At 68.4% G+C, this 17,896-nt stretch carries 19 protein-coding genes; 6 read left to right on the top strand and 13 right to left on the bottom strand.

Annotated elements, in window-relative coordinates:
* Positions 1–396 precede the first annotated feature (396 nt).
* A complete protein-coding gene (locus AC5P5M_RS14870) occupies positions 397–768 on the top strand; it encodes a hypothetical protein (RefSeq protein ID WP_065174145.1) in 372 nt (123 codons plus the stop codon).
* Between the two features lie 96 nt (positions 769–864).
* Positions 865–1,344 carry a YybH family protein gene (locus tag AC5P5M_RS14865; protein ID WP_128989270.1) on the top strand — a complete coding sequence of 160 codons (480 nt, stop codon included), beginning with the start codon at positions 865–867 and terminating at the stop codon, positions 1,342–1,344.
* Positions 1,345–1,495: 151 nt separating this feature from the next.
* Here the strand turns inward: AC5P5M_RS14865 and AC5P5M_RS14860 are convergent, their stop codons facing one another.
* The 5 genes from AC5P5M_RS14860 to AC5P5M_RS14840 form a co-directional block, all read right to left on the bottom strand.
* On the bottom strand, positions 1,496–2,521 hold the full coding sequence (locus AC5P5M_RS14860) for an NAD(P)H-dependent glycerol-3-phosphate dehydrogenase (protein ID WP_053518041.1): 1,026 nt from the start codon (positions 2,519–2,521) through the stop codon (positions 1,496–1,498).
* 19 nt (positions 2,522–2,540) lie between these two features.
* Positions 2,541–3,059, bottom strand: coding sequence for a protein-export chaperone SecB (gene secB, locus AC5P5M_RS14855; protein WP_004153553.1), 519 nt, complete (start codon positions 3,057–3,059; stop codon positions 2,541–2,543).
* Between the two features lie 100 nt (positions 3,060–3,159).
* On the bottom strand, positions 3,160–3,597 hold the full coding sequence (locus tag AC5P5M_RS14850) for a rhodanese-like domain-containing protein (RefSeq protein ID WP_053518043.1): 438 nt from the start codon (positions 3,595–3,597) through the stop codon (positions 3,160–3,162).
* Positions 3,598–3,653: 56 nt separating this feature from the next.
* Positions 3,654–4,079: a hypothetical protein gene (locus AC5P5M_RS14845; protein ID WP_053518045.1), complete on the bottom strand. Its 426-nt coding sequence runs from the start codon at positions 4,077–4,079 to the stop codon at positions 3,654–3,656.
* A gap of 32 nt (positions 4,080–4,111) precedes the next feature.
* Positions 4,112–4,579 (bottom strand): YiiD C-terminal domain-containing protein, encoded by a 468-nt coding sequence (locus AC5P5M_RS14840; RefSeq protein ID WP_053518047.1) that lies wholly within the window; start codon positions 4,577–4,579, stop codon positions 4,112–4,114.
* A 35-nt stretch (positions 4,580–4,614) separates the two neighbouring features.
* Between AC5P5M_RS14840 and AC5P5M_RS14835 the strand changes: the two genes are divergently transcribed.
* The 3 genes from AC5P5M_RS14835 to AC5P5M_RS14825 all read left to right on the top strand — a co-directional run bounded on the left by AC5P5M_RS14835 (position 4,615) and on the right by AC5P5M_RS14825 (position 7,822).
* Positions 4,615–5,421, top strand: a complete 807-nt coding sequence (locus AC5P5M_RS14835) for a uroporphyrinogen-III synthase (protein ID WP_495206084.1) — start codon at positions 4,615–4,617, stop codon at positions 5,419–5,421.
* 104 nt (positions 5,422–5,525) lie between these two features.
* On the top strand, positions 5,526–6,515 hold the full coding sequence (locus AC5P5M_RS14830; RefSeq protein WP_197600152.1) for a uroporphyrinogen-III C-methyltransferase: 990 nt from the start codon (positions 5,526–5,528) through the stop codon (positions 6,513–6,515).
* Positions 6,512–7,822 carry a heme biosynthesis HemY N-terminal domain-containing protein gene (locus AC5P5M_RS14825; RefSeq protein ID WP_053518053.1) on the top strand — a complete coding sequence of 437 codons (1,311 nt, stop codon included), beginning with the start codon at positions 6,512–6,514 and terminating at the stop codon, positions 7,820–7,822. Before AC5P5M_RS14830 ends, AC5P5M_RS14825 begins: the two co-directional genes overlap by 4 nt.
* Positions 7,823–7,919: 97 nt before the next feature.
* Here AC5P5M_RS14825 and AC5P5M_RS14820 read toward each other — a convergent pair whose 3' ends face one another.
* Positions 7,920–9,215, bottom strand: a complete 1,296-nt coding sequence (locus AC5P5M_RS14820; RefSeq protein WP_111186508.1) for an acetyl-CoA C-acetyltransferase — start codon at positions 9,213–9,215, stop codon at positions 7,920–7,922.
* 93 nt (positions 9,216–9,308) lie between these two features.
* Between AC5P5M_RS14820 and AC5P5M_RS14815 the strand changes: the two genes are divergently transcribed.
* Complete coding sequence (locus tag AC5P5M_RS14815; RefSeq protein ID WP_253118354.1) at positions 9,309–10,196, top strand: hypothetical protein; 888 nt, start codon at positions 9,309–9,311, stop codon at positions 10,194–10,196.
* Between the two features lie 151 nt (positions 10,197–10,347).
* Here AC5P5M_RS14815 and AC5P5M_RS14810 read toward each other — a convergent pair whose 3' ends face one another.
* From AC5P5M_RS14810 to AC5P5M_RS14780, 7 genes are all read right to left on the bottom strand, one after another.
* Positions 10,348–10,968, bottom strand: a complete 621-nt coding sequence (locus AC5P5M_RS14810) for a superoxide dismutase family protein (protein WP_065174141.1) — start codon at positions 10,966–10,968, stop codon at positions 10,348–10,350.
* A 32-nt stretch (positions 10,969–11,000) separates the two neighbouring features.
* On the bottom strand, positions 11,001–11,567 hold the full coding sequence (locus AC5P5M_RS14805) for a superoxide dismutase family protein (RefSeq protein WP_053518061.1): 567 nt from the start codon (positions 11,565–11,567) through the stop codon (positions 11,001–11,003).
* Between the two features lie 93 nt (positions 11,568–11,660).
* Positions 11,661–13,109: a nitrogen regulation protein NR(I) gene (gene ntrC, locus AC5P5M_RS14800; protein ID WP_495206083.1), complete on the bottom strand. Its 1,449-nt coding sequence runs from the start codon at positions 13,107–13,109 to the stop codon at positions 11,661–11,663.
* Positions 13,102–14,163, bottom strand: coding sequence for a two-component system sensor histidine kinase NtrB (locus AC5P5M_RS14795; RefSeq protein WP_053518064.1), 1,062 nt, complete (start codon positions 14,161–14,163; stop codon positions 13,102–13,104). The genes ntrC and AC5P5M_RS14795 overlap by 8 nt, the downstream gene beginning before the upstream one ends.
* Positions 14,164–14,228: 65 nt before the next feature.
* Positions 14,229–16,274: a TonB-dependent receptor gene (locus tag AC5P5M_RS14790; protein WP_495206082.1), complete on the bottom strand. Its 2,046-nt coding sequence runs from the start codon at positions 16,272–16,274 to the stop codon at positions 14,229–14,231.
* A gap of 82 nt (positions 16,275–16,356) precedes the next feature.
* Positions 16,357–16,638 (bottom strand): hypothetical protein, encoded by a 282-nt coding sequence (locus AC5P5M_RS14785; protein ID WP_495206081.1) that lies wholly within the window; start codon positions 16,636–16,638, stop codon positions 16,357–16,359.
* Between the two features lie 144 nt (positions 16,639–16,782).
* The gene (locus tag AC5P5M_RS14780; protein WP_065182072.1) at positions 16,783–17,736 is read right to left on the bottom strand and encodes an alpha/beta fold hydrolase; all 954 of its coding nucleotides are present in this window, start codon (positions 17,734–17,736) and stop codon (positions 16,783–16,785) included.
* Positions 17,737–17,896: the final 160 nt, after the last annotated feature.

Below are 17,896 nucleotides of genomic sequence, written 5' to 3'. Positions count from 1 at the left end.
TCAATCACGACCCGTGTCGCAAATTCCCCGAATGCGTGAGGCCCTTGCGCCATCAACGTCTGCGACTACTTAACCGCGTGCGAGGATGCTGAAAGCGTCGAGCATCGTGGGTTGAATACAACTCGGCTCATTGGCGTTGCGCAGTGACACAGGTACAGATGCGGTGCCACCCCAAAAGGTGGCCGGGCATCGAAAACCCGTGGAGTTGCTTGATTACGGTTGCCAGCCGGTGTCACCTCGTGTGGTGCCGGCTGGCAACGCGTCCGCCGGCCATGGCGGGCGGAGCGTGGAGGCCTTGTGCCTGCCGGCCTAGCAACCTCCCGGTTTTCGAGCCACGTCTCCGCCCGCCACCTTTATCCGTGGCGGCTACCGTCTGTCCTGCACGGAGCCTCATCAATGACCACACCCGAGTTTCCCCCTCCGCATTCCGACAGCGCGCCGGCCAACGATGCCGATGCGACCCCCCAACAGTCCCCGTCCGACCCCAACACCTTCATCGCCACGCTGAAACGGATCGGCAGCGGCGCAGCCGCCGATGGCCTGCCCTGGCCGGAACGCCATCCGCTGCCTGGCCGTCAGCTGGCGCTGGCCGATGCCGACTGCGCGCACGCCGGCCTGCGGGTGGCGCTGGAGATGCTGCTGGCCGCCGAGCGTGTCCGGCAGAACGGGCCGGAGGAGCAGTACGTGGGCGATCGCGTGATGGAAGGACTGGTGATGGCCTGCCTGTCACTGTCAGTGCAGGCCGGCACCTTGCTGCGTCCGGGCTGACAGGGACGTTTCGCGCACCCTCGGCCGCGTGATCCGGGGCCGGCCCGTGTGGTTATTCTTGAGGCCAGGCTTCTGCCACTGCCCGGGACTCTTCGCATGCGCCGACCCTTCCATGCCGTGCTCCTTCTTGCCACCGTGCTGCTGGCCGGTCCTGCCCTCGCGCAGCACGCCAGCAGCGCACCGCCGCCCACTGGACGCCTGCCCGACGTGGCACTGCCTGCGGCACTGGATCGGGTGCTGCGCGACTACGAGCGGGCGTGGAGCGCCGGCGATGGCAAGGCACTGGCGGCGCTGTTCGCCGAAGACGGATTCATCCTGCAAAGCCACCAGCCGCCGGTGCGCGGGCGTGACGCGATCGCGGCCGCCTACGCCGGACAGGGTGGAAGCCCGCTGCGCCTGCGTGCGCTGGCGTACGCGGTGGACAGGAGCACGGCCTACATCATTGGTGCCTACACGTTTGGCGGCAACGTCGGCGATACCGGAAAGTTCACGCTGACGCTGACGCGCGCGGGCGATGGACCCTGGCTGATCTTCTCGGACATGGACAACGGCAACGCGCCGCCACGGGCGCGGTGATCGGGCGTTGCAGTGGATCCACGCCATGCGTGGATATGCTGCACGCGTGATGCCAAGCAAGCTTGGCACCCACCAAAGCCTGTGTCCGGTCCGGCACCCGCATGGGGTACTCCCTGATGAAAAAACCCCGGCGCTTGGCCGGGGTTTTCGGTTACTTGAACAGCGTGTCCGGATATTCCGGTTTCTGTTCGCGCGCCAGCAATGCGCGCAGGCCCTCTGCCGGGGTCTGCTCGCCGTGCAGTACGGCGCGTACGCCATCGGAGATCGGCAGGTCGATGCCGTGTCGGCGTGCCTGACGCATCACCTCATCGGCCGTCTGCACCGATTCAACCACCTGCCCGATCTCGCGCACGGCATCCTGCAGCGTCTGCCCGCGGCCCAGGGCCAGGCCCAGGCGGCGGTTGCGCGACAGGTCGCCGGTGCAGGTCAGCACCAGATCGCCCAGGCCCGCCAGACCCATCAGGGTTTCCGGCTTGGCACCGATTGCCGCGGCCAGCCGCAGCATCTCGTTGAGGCCGCGGGTGATCAGGCCGGCACGGGCGTTGAGGCCCAGCTGCATGCCATCGGCAACGCCGGTGGCCACGGCCAGAACGTTCTTCATCGCGCCCCCCAGCTCGGCACCGACCATGTCGTCGCCGGTGTAGGCACGGAACGCCGGGCCATGCATCGCTTCGGCCACGGTCTGCGCGAACGCCGGCACGTCGCCGTGCACGGTGATCGCGGTGGGCAGGCCCTGGGTGACTTCCTTGGCGAACGACGGCCCGGTGACGACAGCCAGCGGCACGTCCTCGCCGAGGATCTCGCGCGCGACTTCATGCAGGAAACGGCCGGAGCCGGGCTCGAAACCCTTGGTCGCCCAGGCCACGCCGGCACCGGCCGGACGCAGCGGCGCCAGCGCGCGCACGGTCTCGTTGAACGCGTGCGACGGGGTCACCACCAGGATCCAGGCGGCACCGTGCACCGCCGACGCCAGGTCGGTGGTGGCATGCAGGCTGTCCGGCAGCGGGATGCCCGGCAGGTAGCGCGGATTCTCGTGGCGCTGGTCGATGGCCTCGACCACGGCGGCATCACGCCCCCACAGCACGGTCGGATGACCGTGCCGGGCGAGCAGGCTGGCCAGCGCGGTTCCCCAGGAACCGGCGCCCAGCACGGCGATCTTGTCAGCGGTAGTGCTCATCCGTGACGTCGCGGCGGATTCAGGCGTTGCCGGCCGGCTCGGAGTCAGCCAGCGACGGTGCGTCGCCCTGCTCCTGGCGCTGGCGCAGGGTTTCTGCGTACAGGCCTTCGAAGTTGATCGGCTGCAGGAAGAACGGCGGGAAGCCGCCGGCCTGGATCAGATCGCTGACCAGCTGGCGCACGTACGGGAACAGGATGTTCGGGCACTGGGTGCCGAGCAGCACGTCGATCGACTGCGGGTCCAGGCCGACCAGGCCGAACACGCCGGCCTGCTTCACTTCGGCCACGTAGGCGGTGCGCTCACCGGCCTGGCAGGTCAGGGTGACGGCCAGCACGACTTCGAACGCGTTCTCACCCAGGCGCTGCACCTGCTGGTTCAGATTCAGCTGCAGCTCCGGCTGCACCTGGTCATTGAAGATGGTCGGTGCGTTCGGCGACTCGAAGGAGACGTCCTTGACGTAGATCTTCTCGACGGTGAAAGCGGGGCCGGTAGCGGCATCGACCGGCGCAGCGGCGCCGTTGGTGATCTCTTCGGACATTTCCAGTAACTCCAGGTGAATGCAATGAAAACTAGGGTCGAATTACTGCGATGGGGGCGGCATCAGGCCCATACAAGGCCGGATCCGCCACCTGCGGCAATCAGTTGCGGCCCTTGACCAGCGGCAGTTCGGCCTGCTGCCAGGCGGGAATGCCGCCCTCGAGCACGAAGACCTTTTCGAAACCGGCCTTCTTCAGCGCCTTGGCGGCGGTTTCCGATGCGTTGCCGTTTCGGCACACCAGAACCACCGGCGCCTGCTTGGCGCTGGCCACGAGCTTGTGCTCCGGGCCGAACGCGCTGGCCTGCGCATTGCGGCTGCCGGCGATGTGGCCCTTTTCGAAGTCACCGCTGGCGGACAGGTCCACCACCACCGTGCCGCCCGCATTCATCAGCTGGGTCAGTTCGGCGGGCTTGATGCCCTTGAAGCCCCGGAACAGGCGGCGGATTTCGGTGACGATGAGGGCCACGGTCAGGCCGACCAGGGCCGCGGACAGCATCGGGTTTCGGCCTGCAAAGGCCAGCAACTCTTCGTAATTCACTCAGGTCACGGGTCGATAAGCGGGCGCCGATTGTCGCACAAGCCGGACGCGGCCCGTCACTGCCCCTGCCACAGATCCGGCAGGCCACCGGCCTGCCACCAGCGCTTGGCCTCGGCATCCCAGCGCCACCGCTCGGTCACCACCACGGTGCGCTCGGCCTGGGTGTTCTGGTTGATGACGCCGATTTCCACCCGGCGCTCGACCTGGCCATCGGGCAGCGAGGCGCTGCTGCGCTCGCGGTAGGAGGACACCCGCAGCTGTGCATAACGGTTGAGCTCGAACTCGGTGGGCGGCTTTTCCTTGCGCAGCACCGGATCCAGGTAGCCGATGGCGTCGTCCATGCTGCCCCAGCGGATCGTCGCTCCGTAGGCGATCTGGGTCTCTTCCAGCATCTTGCGCTGCTTGCGGCTCAGCTCGTCGGCACCGGCCATGGCGCTGACCAGCAGCAGGGAACACAACAGGATCTGGATGAGGCGGCGCATCAGGGGTTTCCGCAGGGCGTCAGCCTGCCATCCTACCCTTTGGCGAAGGCAACGAAGCGACCGCTGAACTCGGCAGCGGCCCGGCCGTCGGCGGCCGGCTGGGTAGCGATGATGCTGATGCGGGCCTTGCGACGCTGGCGGAAGGTGGCCAGGAAGGTGTCCCAGGCACCGCTTTCGGCCGCCTCGGCCTGCGCGTGCAGGTCTTCGTAGACCGGTGCCAGGTAGCGCAGGTTGCTGTCGGCCACGTAGACCTCGGCGTCGTGGCCGGCCAGGCGCAGGCGCAGGCTGACCAGCGCCCAGCCGGACAGGGTCAGCACCGAGGCCAGGCTGCCGCCGAAGGCGTTGCCCTTGTCGTTGACGTTCGCCGTCAGCGGCGCGGTGATGCGCAGCACGCCATCGGCATAGCCGTCCAGGCGGATCTGCATGGCACGGACCGCAGGCATGCAGTCCAGCACCTCCTGCAGGGAGGCCAACGAGGAGCTCAGGGCATCAACGGACATCGGAGCAGCAACCACGACAACGGCGGGCCCGCATAATGCAGGCAATGGATGACCATACGATACCCACTGGCAGCGCGTGCCGCGGCGCGGGCTGGACGCTGATCTCGCTGCGTCCGCAGGGCCAGCATTCGGCGCTGCGCCGCGCCGTTGCTGGGCTCGGCGGGCAGCTGGTGGCGCTGTCGCCGTGGCGGCTGCAACGCTTGCAGGGCCCTGCCGTGGTGCGCCAGCTGCAACGCGCGCTGAACTGCGATCGGGTGGTGTTCACCAGCCCCGCAGCCGTCACGGCGGCTGCCGCGCTGCTGCCGCTGCGCCCGGCGCAGCACAGCCCGTGGCTGACGGTCGGCGAGGGCACCACACGCGCGTTGCAGGCGCACGGCATCAGCGAGGTCCACGCGCCGCAGCGGATGGACAGCGAGGGGCTGCTGGCCCTGCCGGTACTGGCGGCGGTACAGGGCCTGCGGATCGGGCTGGTCACCGCGCCCGGTGGCCGGGGCCTGATTGCCGCCCGGCTGCAGGCGGCGGGTGCCAGCATCGAACGTGCCGATGTCTATCGGCGCCAACCACTGCGCCTGTCGCCTCGCGCCCTGTCACGGCTGGGAGAGTGTTCTGCGCCCTGGCTGATGGCGGTCAGCAGCGGTGAAGCCCTGCAACGTGTGTGGGAGCAGCTGTCGCCGCAGTGGCAGCAGCGGCTGCAGGCCCATGCCACCGCGCTGGTCGCCAGCGAACGGCTGGGCGTGCAGGCGCAGGCGCTGGGCCTGCGGGTGGTACGCAGCACGGGGCCGACCACCCCGCAGTTGATCGCCGCTGCACACACCACGCTCACCGGGCCGGCAGCGACCTGAACAGGGACGTGGGTCACGCTTGCCGCTGTCGTCGGCAACAGGGATGCTGTGCCTGACGCTGCCTGCCGGAACCCTTCCGGCGACGCCGCCGACAAGGAAGCCTGATGAACGACACCGCCCCCGTTTCCCCACCCCGTCGCTCCCTGCGCTGGCTGCTGCTGCCGCTGGCGGTGGTGGCCGTGCTCGGGGCAGGAGGCTATGCCGGTTGGCGTTTCTGGCAGCAGCAACAGCATGAGCAGGAAGCACAGTCGCGGACGATGGCGGTGCAGTTGCAGGGCCTGGAGGCCACGCTGGATGCGCTGCGTCGCGACCAGCGCGCAACCAGCCAACGCCTGCAGGACGCGGCCGCAACCAACCGCGTGCTGCGCGACGAGATGCTGGGCCTGTCGCAGCGCAGCGCGCTGCTGGAGGAAAACCTCGCCAAGCTCGCCGACAGCGCCAACCAGGGCCGGCAGGCCGTGCAGCGCGACGAGGCCGAACTGCTGCTGACCCAGGCCGCACAGCGCTTGAACTACGCCGACGATGTCGAAGGTGCCCGCCGTCTTTATGCACAGGCCGCGACCGCGCTGGCCGCGCTGCCCGACAGCGAGGGCCTGAACCTGCGCCAGGCGCTGGTACAGGAGCGCGATGCCCTCGATGCGTTGGGTGCCGGACCCCGCGTTCAGGCGCTGCAGCGACTGGATGCGTTGGCCGGCGCCCTGCAGGGGCTGCCGACCCAGGTGGCCAGTACGCCGGCCGGCGACCAGACGCGACCGTGGTGGCAGGCCGCTTTGGCGCCCTTCGTCGATATCAGCCCGAGCCGCCAGAACGGTCCGCTGACCGCCGCCGAACGGCGCAACGCCGACGATGCGCTGCAACTGGAACTGACCCTGGCCCGGGCGGCGATCGAGCGCGGCGACCGTGCCGGCCGTGACGCCGCGCTGTCGCGCGTGGAGCAGTGGGCACAGCGGCGCTGGCCGGATTCACCGGCCCTGCGCGCGCAGCGTGCTGAACTGCAGGCCTTGCGCGAGCTTCCCTTGCAGACCAGCAACACCGTCCTAGGCAGCACCCTGCAACAGCTGCGCACCCAGACCGACCGGAGGCTACCCGAATGAAACCCCTGCAATCCCTGGTCGTGCTGTTGCTGGCCGTGGCCATTGGTGTGGTCGCCGCGCAATGGCTCGGCACCGACGATCTCAACCGCTACGGCGAAGTGATTCTGCGCTATGGCGGCTACGACTATCACAGCAATCTGCCGAAGGTGGCGCTGCTGACGGTGATTGCAGTGCTGGTGCTGTGGCTGCTGTGGAGCCTGATCGCCGCACCGTTCCGTGCGTGGGGCCGCTACCGCCGCAAGCAGGGCCGGGTGCGCCTGATCGATGGCCTGCAGGCTTACGAGCACGGCCAGTGGCAGCGTGCGGAAAAGCTGCTCGACGGCGCCGCCAAGGATCCGGAAGTGAGCGCGGTGGCGCTGGCCAATGCCGTGCGCAGTGCACAGGCACGTGCTGACGCCAGCGCAGGTGAGGCGCTGCTGCAGCGGCTGGGTGAATCCGATGCCACCCTGCAGGCGCTGCTGCGCGCCGAGCAGCTGCTGGCGCGCGACCTGCCGGTGGACGCGATCAACGTGCTGGATGTGGCCGCGATCCAGCCGCTTCCGCCGCGTGGCCTGTGGCTGCGCACCGAGGCACTGGCCCGCGCCGGTCGTGCGCACGAAGCGTATGGACAGCTGGGCGCCCTGCGTCAGAGCAAGGTGCTGCCGGCCGAATCCAACAGCGAACTGGAAGCGCGCCTGGCCGCGCAGGCGCTGCTGGAAGCGGCCGACGTCAATGCGTTGGCCGCGCAGTGGGAAGCCACGCCGAAAGCGCTGCGGCCGACCCCCGACGTGGTGGGCGCCTATGCCAGCCGCGCGGTGGCGCTGAACTGGGACGAGCCGGCGCTGCTGGCGCTGGAGCACGCCCTGGACCAGCGGTGGGACGACGAACTGGTGGCCCTGTATGGCCGCCTGCCCGCCGAACGCCTCGCCACCCGCCAGGCCAACCTGCAGCGCTGGCGCAACGTGCATGACGATTCGGCGGCGCTGCGCCTGGCACAGGGCCGCGTCGCCCTGGCCCAGCAGCAATGGGACGCTGCCGATACGTTCCTGCACGAAGCGATCGCCAGCGGCGCCGGTGCCCCGGCCTGGGAAGCGCTGGGTGAGCTGTTCGCCCAGCGGGGTGAACATGCCCTGGCTGCACAGTGCCTGGCCAACGCGCTGCGCCTGCAGCGCGGCGAGGACAGTGTGGCGCTGGTGCGCACGGCAGGGGCCGGTGCCGATGAAGTGCCGCCGCGCGCCACCGTGGAAGATCTGCCGACGGTGCCGCAACCCCCGGTGTACAACGCCAACGAAGAGCGCGACGAGTTCGGCAACCCCCGTCTTCCCTGATCGGTGCAGTGCCGGCGAAGGATCGGCACCCCACCGGGTCCGCAACGAAAAAGCCGCCCATCCGGGCGGCTTTTCCATGTACAGCCTTCTGCAGCGATCAGCGCTCGACGATCGCCACCACGCCCATGCCGCCTGCCGTGCAGATCGACACCAGCGCGCGGCCGCCGCCGCGTTCGGCCAGCTGCTTTGCGGCCGTGGCGATCACACGCGCACCGGTAGCGGCAAACGGGTGACCGGTAGCCAGCGACGAGCCCAGCAGATTGATCTTGTCCGGATCGATGCGGCCCAGCGGTGCCTCCAGGCCCAGCCGGTTGCGGCAGTAATCCTCGCTCTCCCACGCGCGCAGGGTGCACAGCACCTGTGCGGCAAACGCTTCGTGGATTTCGTAGATGTCGAAGTCCTGCAGGGTCAGGCCATTGCGCTTGAGCATCTCAGGCACGGCCACGGTCGGTGCCATCAGCAGGCCTTCGCCGTGCACGAAATCGACGGCCGAGACATGCGCATCGCGCAGGTAGGCCTGCGGCTCGTGCCCGTGGGCGCGGGCCCATTCCTCGCTGGCCAGCAGCACCGCCGCGGCACCATCGGTGAGCGGCGTGGAGTTGGCGGCGGTCAGGGTGCCGCGGCCGGACACCTTGTCGAACGCCGGCTTCAGCGTGGCCAGCTTTTCCAGCGAGGTATCCGGGCGCAGGATGTTGTCGCGCTCCACGCCGCGGAACGGCGCGATCAGGTCGTTGAAGAAGCCACGCTCATAGGCGGCGGCCAGCTTCTTGTGCGAGGACACCGCCCACTCGTCCTGCGAGTCGCGCGAGATGTTCCATTCCTTGGCCATGTCCTCGCAATGATCGCCCATGCTCTTGCCGGTGCGCGGTTCGGCCACGCCCGGGAACTCGGGCTTGAGTTCGGAGAACTTGAAGCCGGAGGTCAGCGCGCGGATCTTGTCGCCGGTGCTCTTGGCGCGGTTGGCGGCCAGCAGGCGTGCACGCAGCTTCTTGCCGTACACGATCGGCACGTCGGAAGTGGTGTCCGACCCGCCGCCGATGCCCGATTCGATCTGGCCCAGGGCAATCTTGTTGGCGACGGTGATGATGCTGTCCAGCGACGTGCCGCAGGCACGCTGCAGGGTGATGCCCGGGGTGAGCGGCGACAGTCCGGAGGACAGCGTGGCTTCGCGGCCCAGGTTCCAGTCGCTGGAGTGCTTGATCACCGCACCCATCGCCACTTCACCCAGCTGCTGGCCGTGCAGGCCGAAGCGTTCGACCAGCGCACCCAGTGTGCGTACCGACATGCCGAGGTTGCCGACATCCGAATACGCGGTGTTCTGGCGGCAGAACGGAATGCGGACGCCACCGAGAATGGCGACGGGACGAGCGTTGGGCATGGAGATACCTGGCATGGATGAGGGTGTCTGCAACATGGCCTGCACGACAGAGCAGGCATAATGGGGCCAAGTGTAGCTGCCGCCCTGTGATGGGCCAACCGTGGAACCATGAGCAAACCCGACCCCGCGATGAATGCCCTTGGCGTGCTGGCCCTGGAACTGGCCGGCGGCGAGATTCCCCGCCAGGCGGTACTCAGCGCAGACCAGGCCGGTGAACTGGCCGAGCGCGTCGGCCGCGACCTGTCCAAGCTGGTACCGGCCGTGGCCGAGCTGGACCTGGTCCTGGCCGCCGCCCATTTCGACCCGGCCGAAGTGCTGCGCCCGGGCTGGCCGATCCATCGCCGTCTGGAAGAACTGCAGATGCGCGCGCCGGGCCGCAACCAGGGCCCGCGGCTGCTGGCCTTCGGTACCGATGCCAATGGCGATGTGCCGCTGCCGTTCCAGGCCGATGCGACGCTGGTGGGTGGCGGCCTGCGTGTGCTGCCGTTCCTGCTGACCGGCAGTGATGTGGCGACCACCCGTGCGGTGGCCGATGCGTTGGAAGAGGTGCTGCTGGCCAATGGCATGGCCCATGCCGATACCGCGCTGATGGCGCAGAACAGTTTCGGTGCCCGCATCGAGCATGCGCGCTATTTCACCGTGAACGACCTGGCCGCGATGATGTCGATGCAGTACGACAACCAGGGCCTGGCCGCGCTGTGGCCGTTGATCGAGACCGCGATCATGGCGCCGGGCGAGGATGAATGGCTTGAGGCCGCACCGGAGCCGTTGCTGCGCTACAGCCATGGCGAGGCGCGCATGGCGTTGTTCGATCCGGCCGGCTGGTGCGCCCACTACAATCATGACAGTGGCGACTGCGATCGCCTGCAGGGCATCTATGAGCAGTTCCTGATGCGCCAGCGGCAGATGGCGGCAGTGCTGGAAGCACACGGTGTGCCGGTGCTGTTCGTGCATTGCGAGGCGGGACAGGACGCGCGCGAGTTGCTGGCGCGCTGACAAGGAAACGGCGGCCGCGTGTTGTAGAGCCGAGCCCATGCTCGGCTCAGGCCGCCGGAAAAGCAGCCGAGCCTGGGCTCGGCTCTACAGAAAGGGATGCAAAGAAAAACGCCGGCCTGCGCCGGCGTTTTCCAATCCAGCGGGCCCGGCCTTACGGGGCCTTCTGGATCACCGCGCAGGCCAGGCGCGCACCGGCGTTGCCGGTCGGCTGGCTGGTGTAGTCATCCGGATCGGCGTGGACGATCAGGCCACGGCCGATGATGTCGAAATCATCGCCCTTGCCGATGTTCACGTTGCTCGACACCGGGCCATCGATGGTGGCCACGCCCTTGTCGTCGGCCTTGATGTTGGGCATGTCGCCACCGTGGTGCGGATCACTGGCCACGCTGCCATGGTCCTGCTTGCCCGGGTTGAAATGACCGCCGGCGCTGGTGCCGTCCGGCGCACTGCAGTCGCCCTTCTCGTGGATGTGGAAACCGTGTTCGCTGCCGGGCTTCAGGCCACTGATCTGGCCCGTGACGTGCACTTTGCCGTCAACCCGCTTGAAGGTGACGCTGCCCTTGGTCTCGTTGCCCTGGGTGGGTGCCAGCTCCGCCGTGGCCGAGGCATCGGCGGTGGACGCCGGTTCTGCAGCGGGCGCCGGTTCGGTGGTTGCGCTCTCGGCCGGCGCGGCCGGCGGCGTCTCGGTCTGCGGGGTGTCGGCCGGCTTGCCGCAGGCCGCCAAGCCCAGGGCGGCGATGGCCGCGAACAGCGAAGTATGGATCAGACGCATGGATGCTCTCCTTGGAAGATGGCCGGCGGCGATCAGCGCGTCACGCGGATCACGCCGCAGGCGATGCGAACGCCGGCATTGCCGGCAGGCTGGCTGCGATAGTCATCGGCATTGGCATGCACGACCAATGCGCGTCCTGCGATATCGGTGGCGGCGCCTCCGCCCAGAGTAACGCCCTTGAGGTGGATGTCGACGTTGGCGCGGCCCTGGGCATCGGCACGCAGGTTGTCGATGTCGCCCAGGTGATGCGTGCCGGCACCGGCGCGACCGTGCGCGACGCCGCCGGGATTGAAGTGATTGCCCGCACTGCTGGCATCCACAGCGCTGCAATCACCACGCTCGTGGATATGGAAGCCTGCCTGCTGCATCGGCTGCAGGCCACCGACCAGGCCGGTGATATGTACGCCTGCCGGTTCGACCTTCAGCACCAGCCGGCCACTGACGATGCTGGCCGACGCCGGGGCCAGATTCGCCTCGGCCTGCTGTGCGGTACTGGTCACGACCGGCGGCGGTGGCGTGGGCTGCGGCTTCGGCGTACTGCCACACGCGGACAGCAGCGCGGCGGCGGACAGCGGAAGAAGGGCAGGTAACAGGCGCATCGAAGACTCCTTGCAGGTGACACTACGGACGGCATCGTCCATGAGGGATCAACGGTTCGGCAAGCGGATGCGAGGATCGCGTGCAGGGACCGTTCAATGGGGGCCGCGGCGGCGGCCTGCGCCCAGCTTGCGGGTCAGCGTGTTGCGGCCCAGGCCCAGCCGCGCCGCTGCTTCCGCGCGGCGACCGTGGGTGATCTGCAGGGCAGCGTCCAGCAGGGCGTGATCGACGCGCTCGCGCACCTGCGCATGCAGCCCTTCCACGCCCTCCGCCAGTTGCCGCCGCGCCCACTCCGACAGCAGCGCCTCCCACTGCCCCGGGTCGGTGCCGCCGGTGCTGCTGCGCCGGGTGCGTGCCCGGTTGAGCGCGGTATCCACGTCGGCCACGCCGATGGTGTCGGCGGCGGCCAGTGCGGCCATCCGCCAGCACACGTTCTCCAGTTCGCGCACATTGCCCGGCCAGTCGTGCTCGCGCAGCGCCTGCAAGGCAGCGGCGGTCAAGCGCTTGGTCGGCGTATCCAGCCGGCGTGCGGCCGCCGCCAGGAAGGTGGTGGCCAGCTGCGCGATGTCCTCGCGGCGCTCACGCAGCGGCGGCAGCTGCAGGCGCACCACGTCCAGGCGATGCAGCAGGTCGGCGCGGAACAGCCCCTGCGCCACCCGTCCTTCCAGGTCCTGGTGGGTCGCTGCGATCACGCGCACATCGACACGGATCAGTTCGCGACCGCCGACACGGAAGAACTCGCCCTGCGCCAGCACGCGCAGCAGGCGCGTCTGCAGCGGCAGGGGCATGTCGCCGATTTCATCGAGGAACAGGGTGCCACCGTCGGCCTGCTCGAAGCGGCCGATGTGCCGGCGCTGTGCGCCGGTGAATGCGCCGGCTTCATGGCCGAACAGTTCACTCTCCAGCAGCTCGGCGGGAATGGCGGCGGTGTTCAATGCCACGAACGGGCCCTGCGCACGCGGCGATTCGCGGTGCAGCGCGTTGGCCACCAGCTCCTTGCCGGTGCCGGTTTCACCGGTGATGAGTACCGCCAGCGGCGCCTGCGCGAGCCGGCCGATGGCGCGGAACAGCGCGCGCATCGGCGGCGTATCGCCAACCAGCTGCGGCGACGGGTCGGCGGAGGCCTCCGTGGCCGGTACCGGCGCGGCCAGTGCCGGCGCGACCGCCGGCAGCACGCGCTGGGCCAGCGCCACGGCATCATCCAGATCGAACGGCTTGGACAGGAATTCGTGCGCGCCGCCGCGGAAGGCGCCCGCCGTGCTGGCGACATCGGTGTAGGCCGACATCACCACCACCGGCAGCTGTGGCAAGGCAGCCTTGAGCTTGTCGAGCAACACCAGGCCGTCATCGCCGGGCATGCGCACATCGGTGAACAACAGTGCCGGCGGAGAGCTCTCGGCCAGCGCCTGCAGGGCGGCGGCGGCGCTGTCGAAATCATCGACCCGGTAGCCCGCCTCGCGCAGCGCGGTGCACAGCACGAAGCGCACGGCGCGGTCATCGTCGACCACCCAGATCCGCTGGGGTGAAGGGGACGCGTCAGACATCGCGCGGGGCCTCCTCGGCCGGAACGGTGCCGCTGCCGATCGGCAGCAGCAGGGTGAATACGGTGTGGCCGGGCCGCGAGCGGTAGGTCAGCGTGCCGCGATGCTCGCGCGCGACCTGCTGGGCCAACGCCAGGCCCAGGCCGGTGCCTTCGGCGCGACCACTGACCAGAGGCAGGAACAGGTGTTCGGCCAGCTCCTCGGGTACGCCGCGACCGTCGTCGGCGATCTCCAGCCGCAGCGCCAGCGTATGCAGCCGCTCGGCAACCCGCGCACCATGCTCCACACGCGTGCGCAGGGTGATGGTGCCCGCGCCGGCCTGGATCGCATTGCGCACCAGGTTCCACACTGCCTGGGTAAGGCGGTCGGCGTCGCCATCCAGCTCGGGAATGCTGGGGTCGTAGTCGCGTTGCAGGCGCACCGCCCAGCCCGCTTCGTTCTCGGCCAGGCGCAGCACGCGCTCCAGCGCTGCATGGATGTTCAAGGCGGCATGCGGTGCGGCCGGCGCAGGCGACAGCAGCTGGTCAAGCAACCCGTTGAGGCGTTCGATCTCCGAACCGATCAGTTCGATCAGTTCGCGCTCGCTGGCATCGCGCTGTGCGGCACGGCGCGCCAGCAGCTGCGCCGCGCCTTTCAGGCCAGCCAGCGGGTTGCGCAGTTCGTGGGCCAGGCCCTTCAGCGCCGCGCTGAGTGCGCTGGGCAGGGCCTGGGTGGGATCAAGCCCGGGGAACTCATCGACCGGATGCGCCTCCAGCAGCCAGCCGCCATCATCCCGGCGGCTCATCCAGCCTTCGGCGAAGCGGGGTGCCTCTCCGGGTACCGCCAGTGCCAACCGGTGCAGGCGCAGGCTGTCACGCTCGTCGCGGGCCAGGAAGTGGGCCAGCGCCTCGCCCTGCACCTCCAGCGCCGCCAGGGGCTGGCCCAGCAGGCGACGGCCGCTGACGCCCAGCCAGCGGCCGAAGGCCGGATTGCAGCCGGTGATGCGGCCGTCGGCAGCGGCCCAGGCCAAGGGGGTACCCAGGGCATCAAGGGACGGTGGCGGCGCGGGGTCGGACATTGCACCAATGTAGTGCAAAAGCGTGGCAGATGCGTTCCTTCCGCAGCCCGAAGCGCCCCGCCGGGCTACAGCTTCATGCTGAGGCCGACGAAGACGGTGCGGCCGGGGGCAGGCGAGAACATCGGCCGGGCACTGTCCCAGAAGAAGCTGTCGTGCCACGCGTAGGCGTACTCGCGTCCGGTGACGTTCTTCAGCTGCAGGTCCACGCTCCAGCGCGGATTGATCCGGTACGCGGCAGTAAGGTCGAGCACGGCGAAGCCGCCGAACCTGCCGGCCACGTTGCGCTCTTCCAGGTAGTAGTCGCCCTGCGCGCGCGCCTGCAGACCCAGCCGCAGTGCCTGGCTGGCCTGGTAGTCCACGCCCAGGTTGCTGATGTGGCGCGGGGTGGCGGCCACTTCGCGACCCTGCAGGGACACGCCGGGGGCGCGGTTGTCGCGGGTGATCTTCGCTTCCTGGTACGCATGCGAGGCCCACACTGTCCAGTCGTCGCCCACCTGCAGGCTCAACTGCGCGTCCACGCCACGGCGCCGGGTCTTGCCCAGGGTGACGGTGGTGCCGGTGGCCGGCATGTTGGACACCTCGTTCTCCGCATCCTGCTGCCATGCCGCCAGGCGGGCCTGGGCGCCGTCAAAGGGCTGGAACTTCAGGCCCAGCTCCATGCCGGTGTTGGTGGAAGGACGCATCGGCGTCTGCCCGGGCGTGAGATAGGCCGGCGCGGTGGCGCCGGTCAGCACCTGGAACGTGCGGCCCCAGTTCGCGTAGACGTGGGTGGTGTCGCCCAGGCTGTGGATGACGCTCAGCTTGGGCTGGCCGATGGTGCCGTAGTCCTGCAGCCGCCCGCGGGTGCCATCCATCAACCGCGTGCGGCCACTGAAGCGGTCCACGCGATAGGCCGGCACGATCTTCCAGGCGGCGGCTGGCTGATAGATGGCCTGCAGATAAGCGCCCAGGTTGTCGAAGCTGTGGCGGTCGTCGTTCTGCACGCGGGCCGGCGGGCGGGTGAAATCGGTGGGTTCGGCGTAGGCATACCGCTCGCGGATGTAACCGTTGTCCTGCTGCTCGTAGTTCAACCCGCCCTCCACCGTCAGCGTGGCTGCGGGCTGCCAGGTAAGCGTGGTGAGCAGGCCGGCCTGGCGCTCGTCCCACAGCCGCCTCTGGCGCGGCAGGTTGCCGGTGGGCAGGTCGCTGAAGGTCACGCGCCGATCGTCCTGGTAACGGTTGTAGTACAGCCGGGTGCCGAGAACGAGCGCGTCGGACAGCTTCAGGTCCAGATGCGCGGCGAACTGGCGCATGTCGCGGTCGTCGCCGTCATGGGCGTTGCGCAGGTCGCTGCCACGGCGGTGCGTGCGCAGTTCCTCGGCCGTCATGAAGCCGGGCTCGTCCGCCTCGTGGTGATAGGCGCGCGCGGTCAGGCCCACGCGCAGGCCATCGTCCAGTGAACCGTAGAACCACTTGCCACCCAGCGAATACTTCCTGGAGGTGTCGTGCTCGCGATAACCGTCGCTGGCCTGGGTGCCGATGAAGTAGTTCTGCGCGAAGCCGTTGGATTCGCGGCCCACCGCCAGCTGCGCATCGCGCGTGTTGTAGCTGCCATAGGCCAGCCGTGCATCGGTGTAACTGCCGCCCTGGCGGGTACCGAAGTTCACGTTGCCGCCGATGTTGTGCAGCCCATAACGCGGATCGTTGGTCCCGCGCACCACCTCGATGTAGCTGATTTCCAGCGGGAACAGCATGTCGATGAAGCGCTGGTTACCGCTGTTGACGTTGCTCGGGATGCCATCGATCAGGGTCTTGATGGCATTGAGGTAACCCTCGCCATTGAAGGCGCGGAAGCTGACCTTGCCCGACTCGGCGCCCTGGCGTGTTTCGGTCAGCTGGATGCCGGGCATCTGCCCCAGCAGTTCCCAGCTGTGGGACACGGTGCGGTCTTCAATCTGGTCTGCGCCCAGAACGTCAACGGAGGTGAGTACCTGGTGCGCGCTGAGGGCGCCTTCCCGGTGCTGGTGGACATCGACCTTGCCCAGGGTGAGCGCCGCGTCGGCTGACTGCGCCAATGCGTCAGGGGCAAGGGGAGCCGCCGCCAGGGCGGCCAGCAGCGTGGGGGTCTTCATGGGGAAGGAGATGGAGTGCCAAACATGAAACTTTATAACATTTCAGTTCTGGCAGCCATCAGGGACGCCGGTTTGCCGGGCATCAGGCAGACGGATAACCGGTCGCTTCCCTGGCCTTCTTCCACGCGATTTCAAATTCGCGCGCGCTGATCTCGTCGTCGGAATCGAAATCCAGGAACGAGACGGGCTGGTCAGCCAGCATGAAACGGTCATCGCTCTGGCCGTTTTCATCGGCCCATACCATCTTGGAGCCGTAGATCTCCACCTGGCGGACGATCCTGTCGCCCCGTGCTTCCATCAGCACGTTGCCCTTGCCGAGGCCCGATTCAGCCCAGTGCTTGTAGTACTTCTTTGCGTTCTTCATTGCCGGAGTCCTGGCTGTGGAGGCAGCCGGAGAGTTCAGAGGGCGGCATTATCGCCCAGCGGGCGCCGCAGAGGCCCGGCGATGACCTGCCATTCGCCCGTCGATCACGGCAGAAGGCCCCGGCTCACCGCCGGGGCCCTGCACTCACTTCTGCTGCAGGAAGGCCAGCAGGTCCTGGTTGACCTTGTCCTTGTGGGTTTCGGTCAGGCCATGCGGCGCACCCGGGTAGACGATCAGGCGGGCGCCCTTGATCAGCTTGGCCGACATGCGGCCGGCAACGTCGATCGGCACGATCTGATCGTCATCACCGTGGATCACCAGCGTCGGCACGTCGAACTTCTTCAGGTCCTGGCGGAAATCGGTTGCCGAGAATGCGGCGATCGAATCGTAGGTGTTCTTGTGCCCGCCCAGCATGCCCTGCGCCCACCAGGCGTCGATCATGGCCTGCGAAACCTTCGCGCCGGGGCGGTTGAAGCCATAGAACGGGCCGGAGGGAATGTCGCGGTACAGCTGCGAGCGGTTTTCCAGCTGCGCCTTGCGCAGGCCATCGAACACTTCGATCGGTACGCCGCCGGGGTTGTCGGCGGTCTTGAGCATGAGCGGCGGCACCGAGCTGATCAGCACGGCCTTCTTCACCCGGCCGGTACCATGGCGGCCGATGTAGCGCGCCACTTCGCCCCCCCCGGTGGAGAAGCCCACCAGCGTCACGTCATGCAGATCCAGCGTGTTGATCACCGTGGCCAGGTCATCGGCATAGTGGTCCATGTCGTTGCCTTCCCACGGCTGGCTGGAGCGTCCATGACCGCGGCGGTCATGCGCGATCACGCGGTAGCCATGGTCGGCCAGGAAGATCATCTGCGATTCCCAGCTGTCCGAGTCCAGCGGCCAGCCGTGGCTGAAGGTGACCACCGGGCCATCCTTCGGACCCCAGTCCTTGTAGTAGAGCTGCACGCCATCGGCGGTGGTGAGGGTGCTGGCGGTACGGGCGACGGCGGTGACGGCGGTGGAGGGCGCCGCTTGCGCAGCCTGGGCGGACAGGCCGGCCTGCAGGGACAGAGCCAGGGCAGTGGCGGCCAAGGTGCGGGTGACGGTGTTCATGGTGGAATCTCCTGCGAAGTGAGTGGGTTTCGACAGGTCCACTTTGCGCCCCTTTCCGGGACTGCTTGCTACGTAAAGTCCTTAAAATTTGACCATTCGTCCGCCAATCCCCATGGCCCGCGACCGCTACCTCGCGCGGGCATCGCCGCGGCCCGGTCTG

The organism is Stenotrophomonas sp. YJH_SMC_106-19, assembly GCF_059368375.1.
This window is presented reverse-complemented; position numbering and strand designations above follow the sequence as displayed.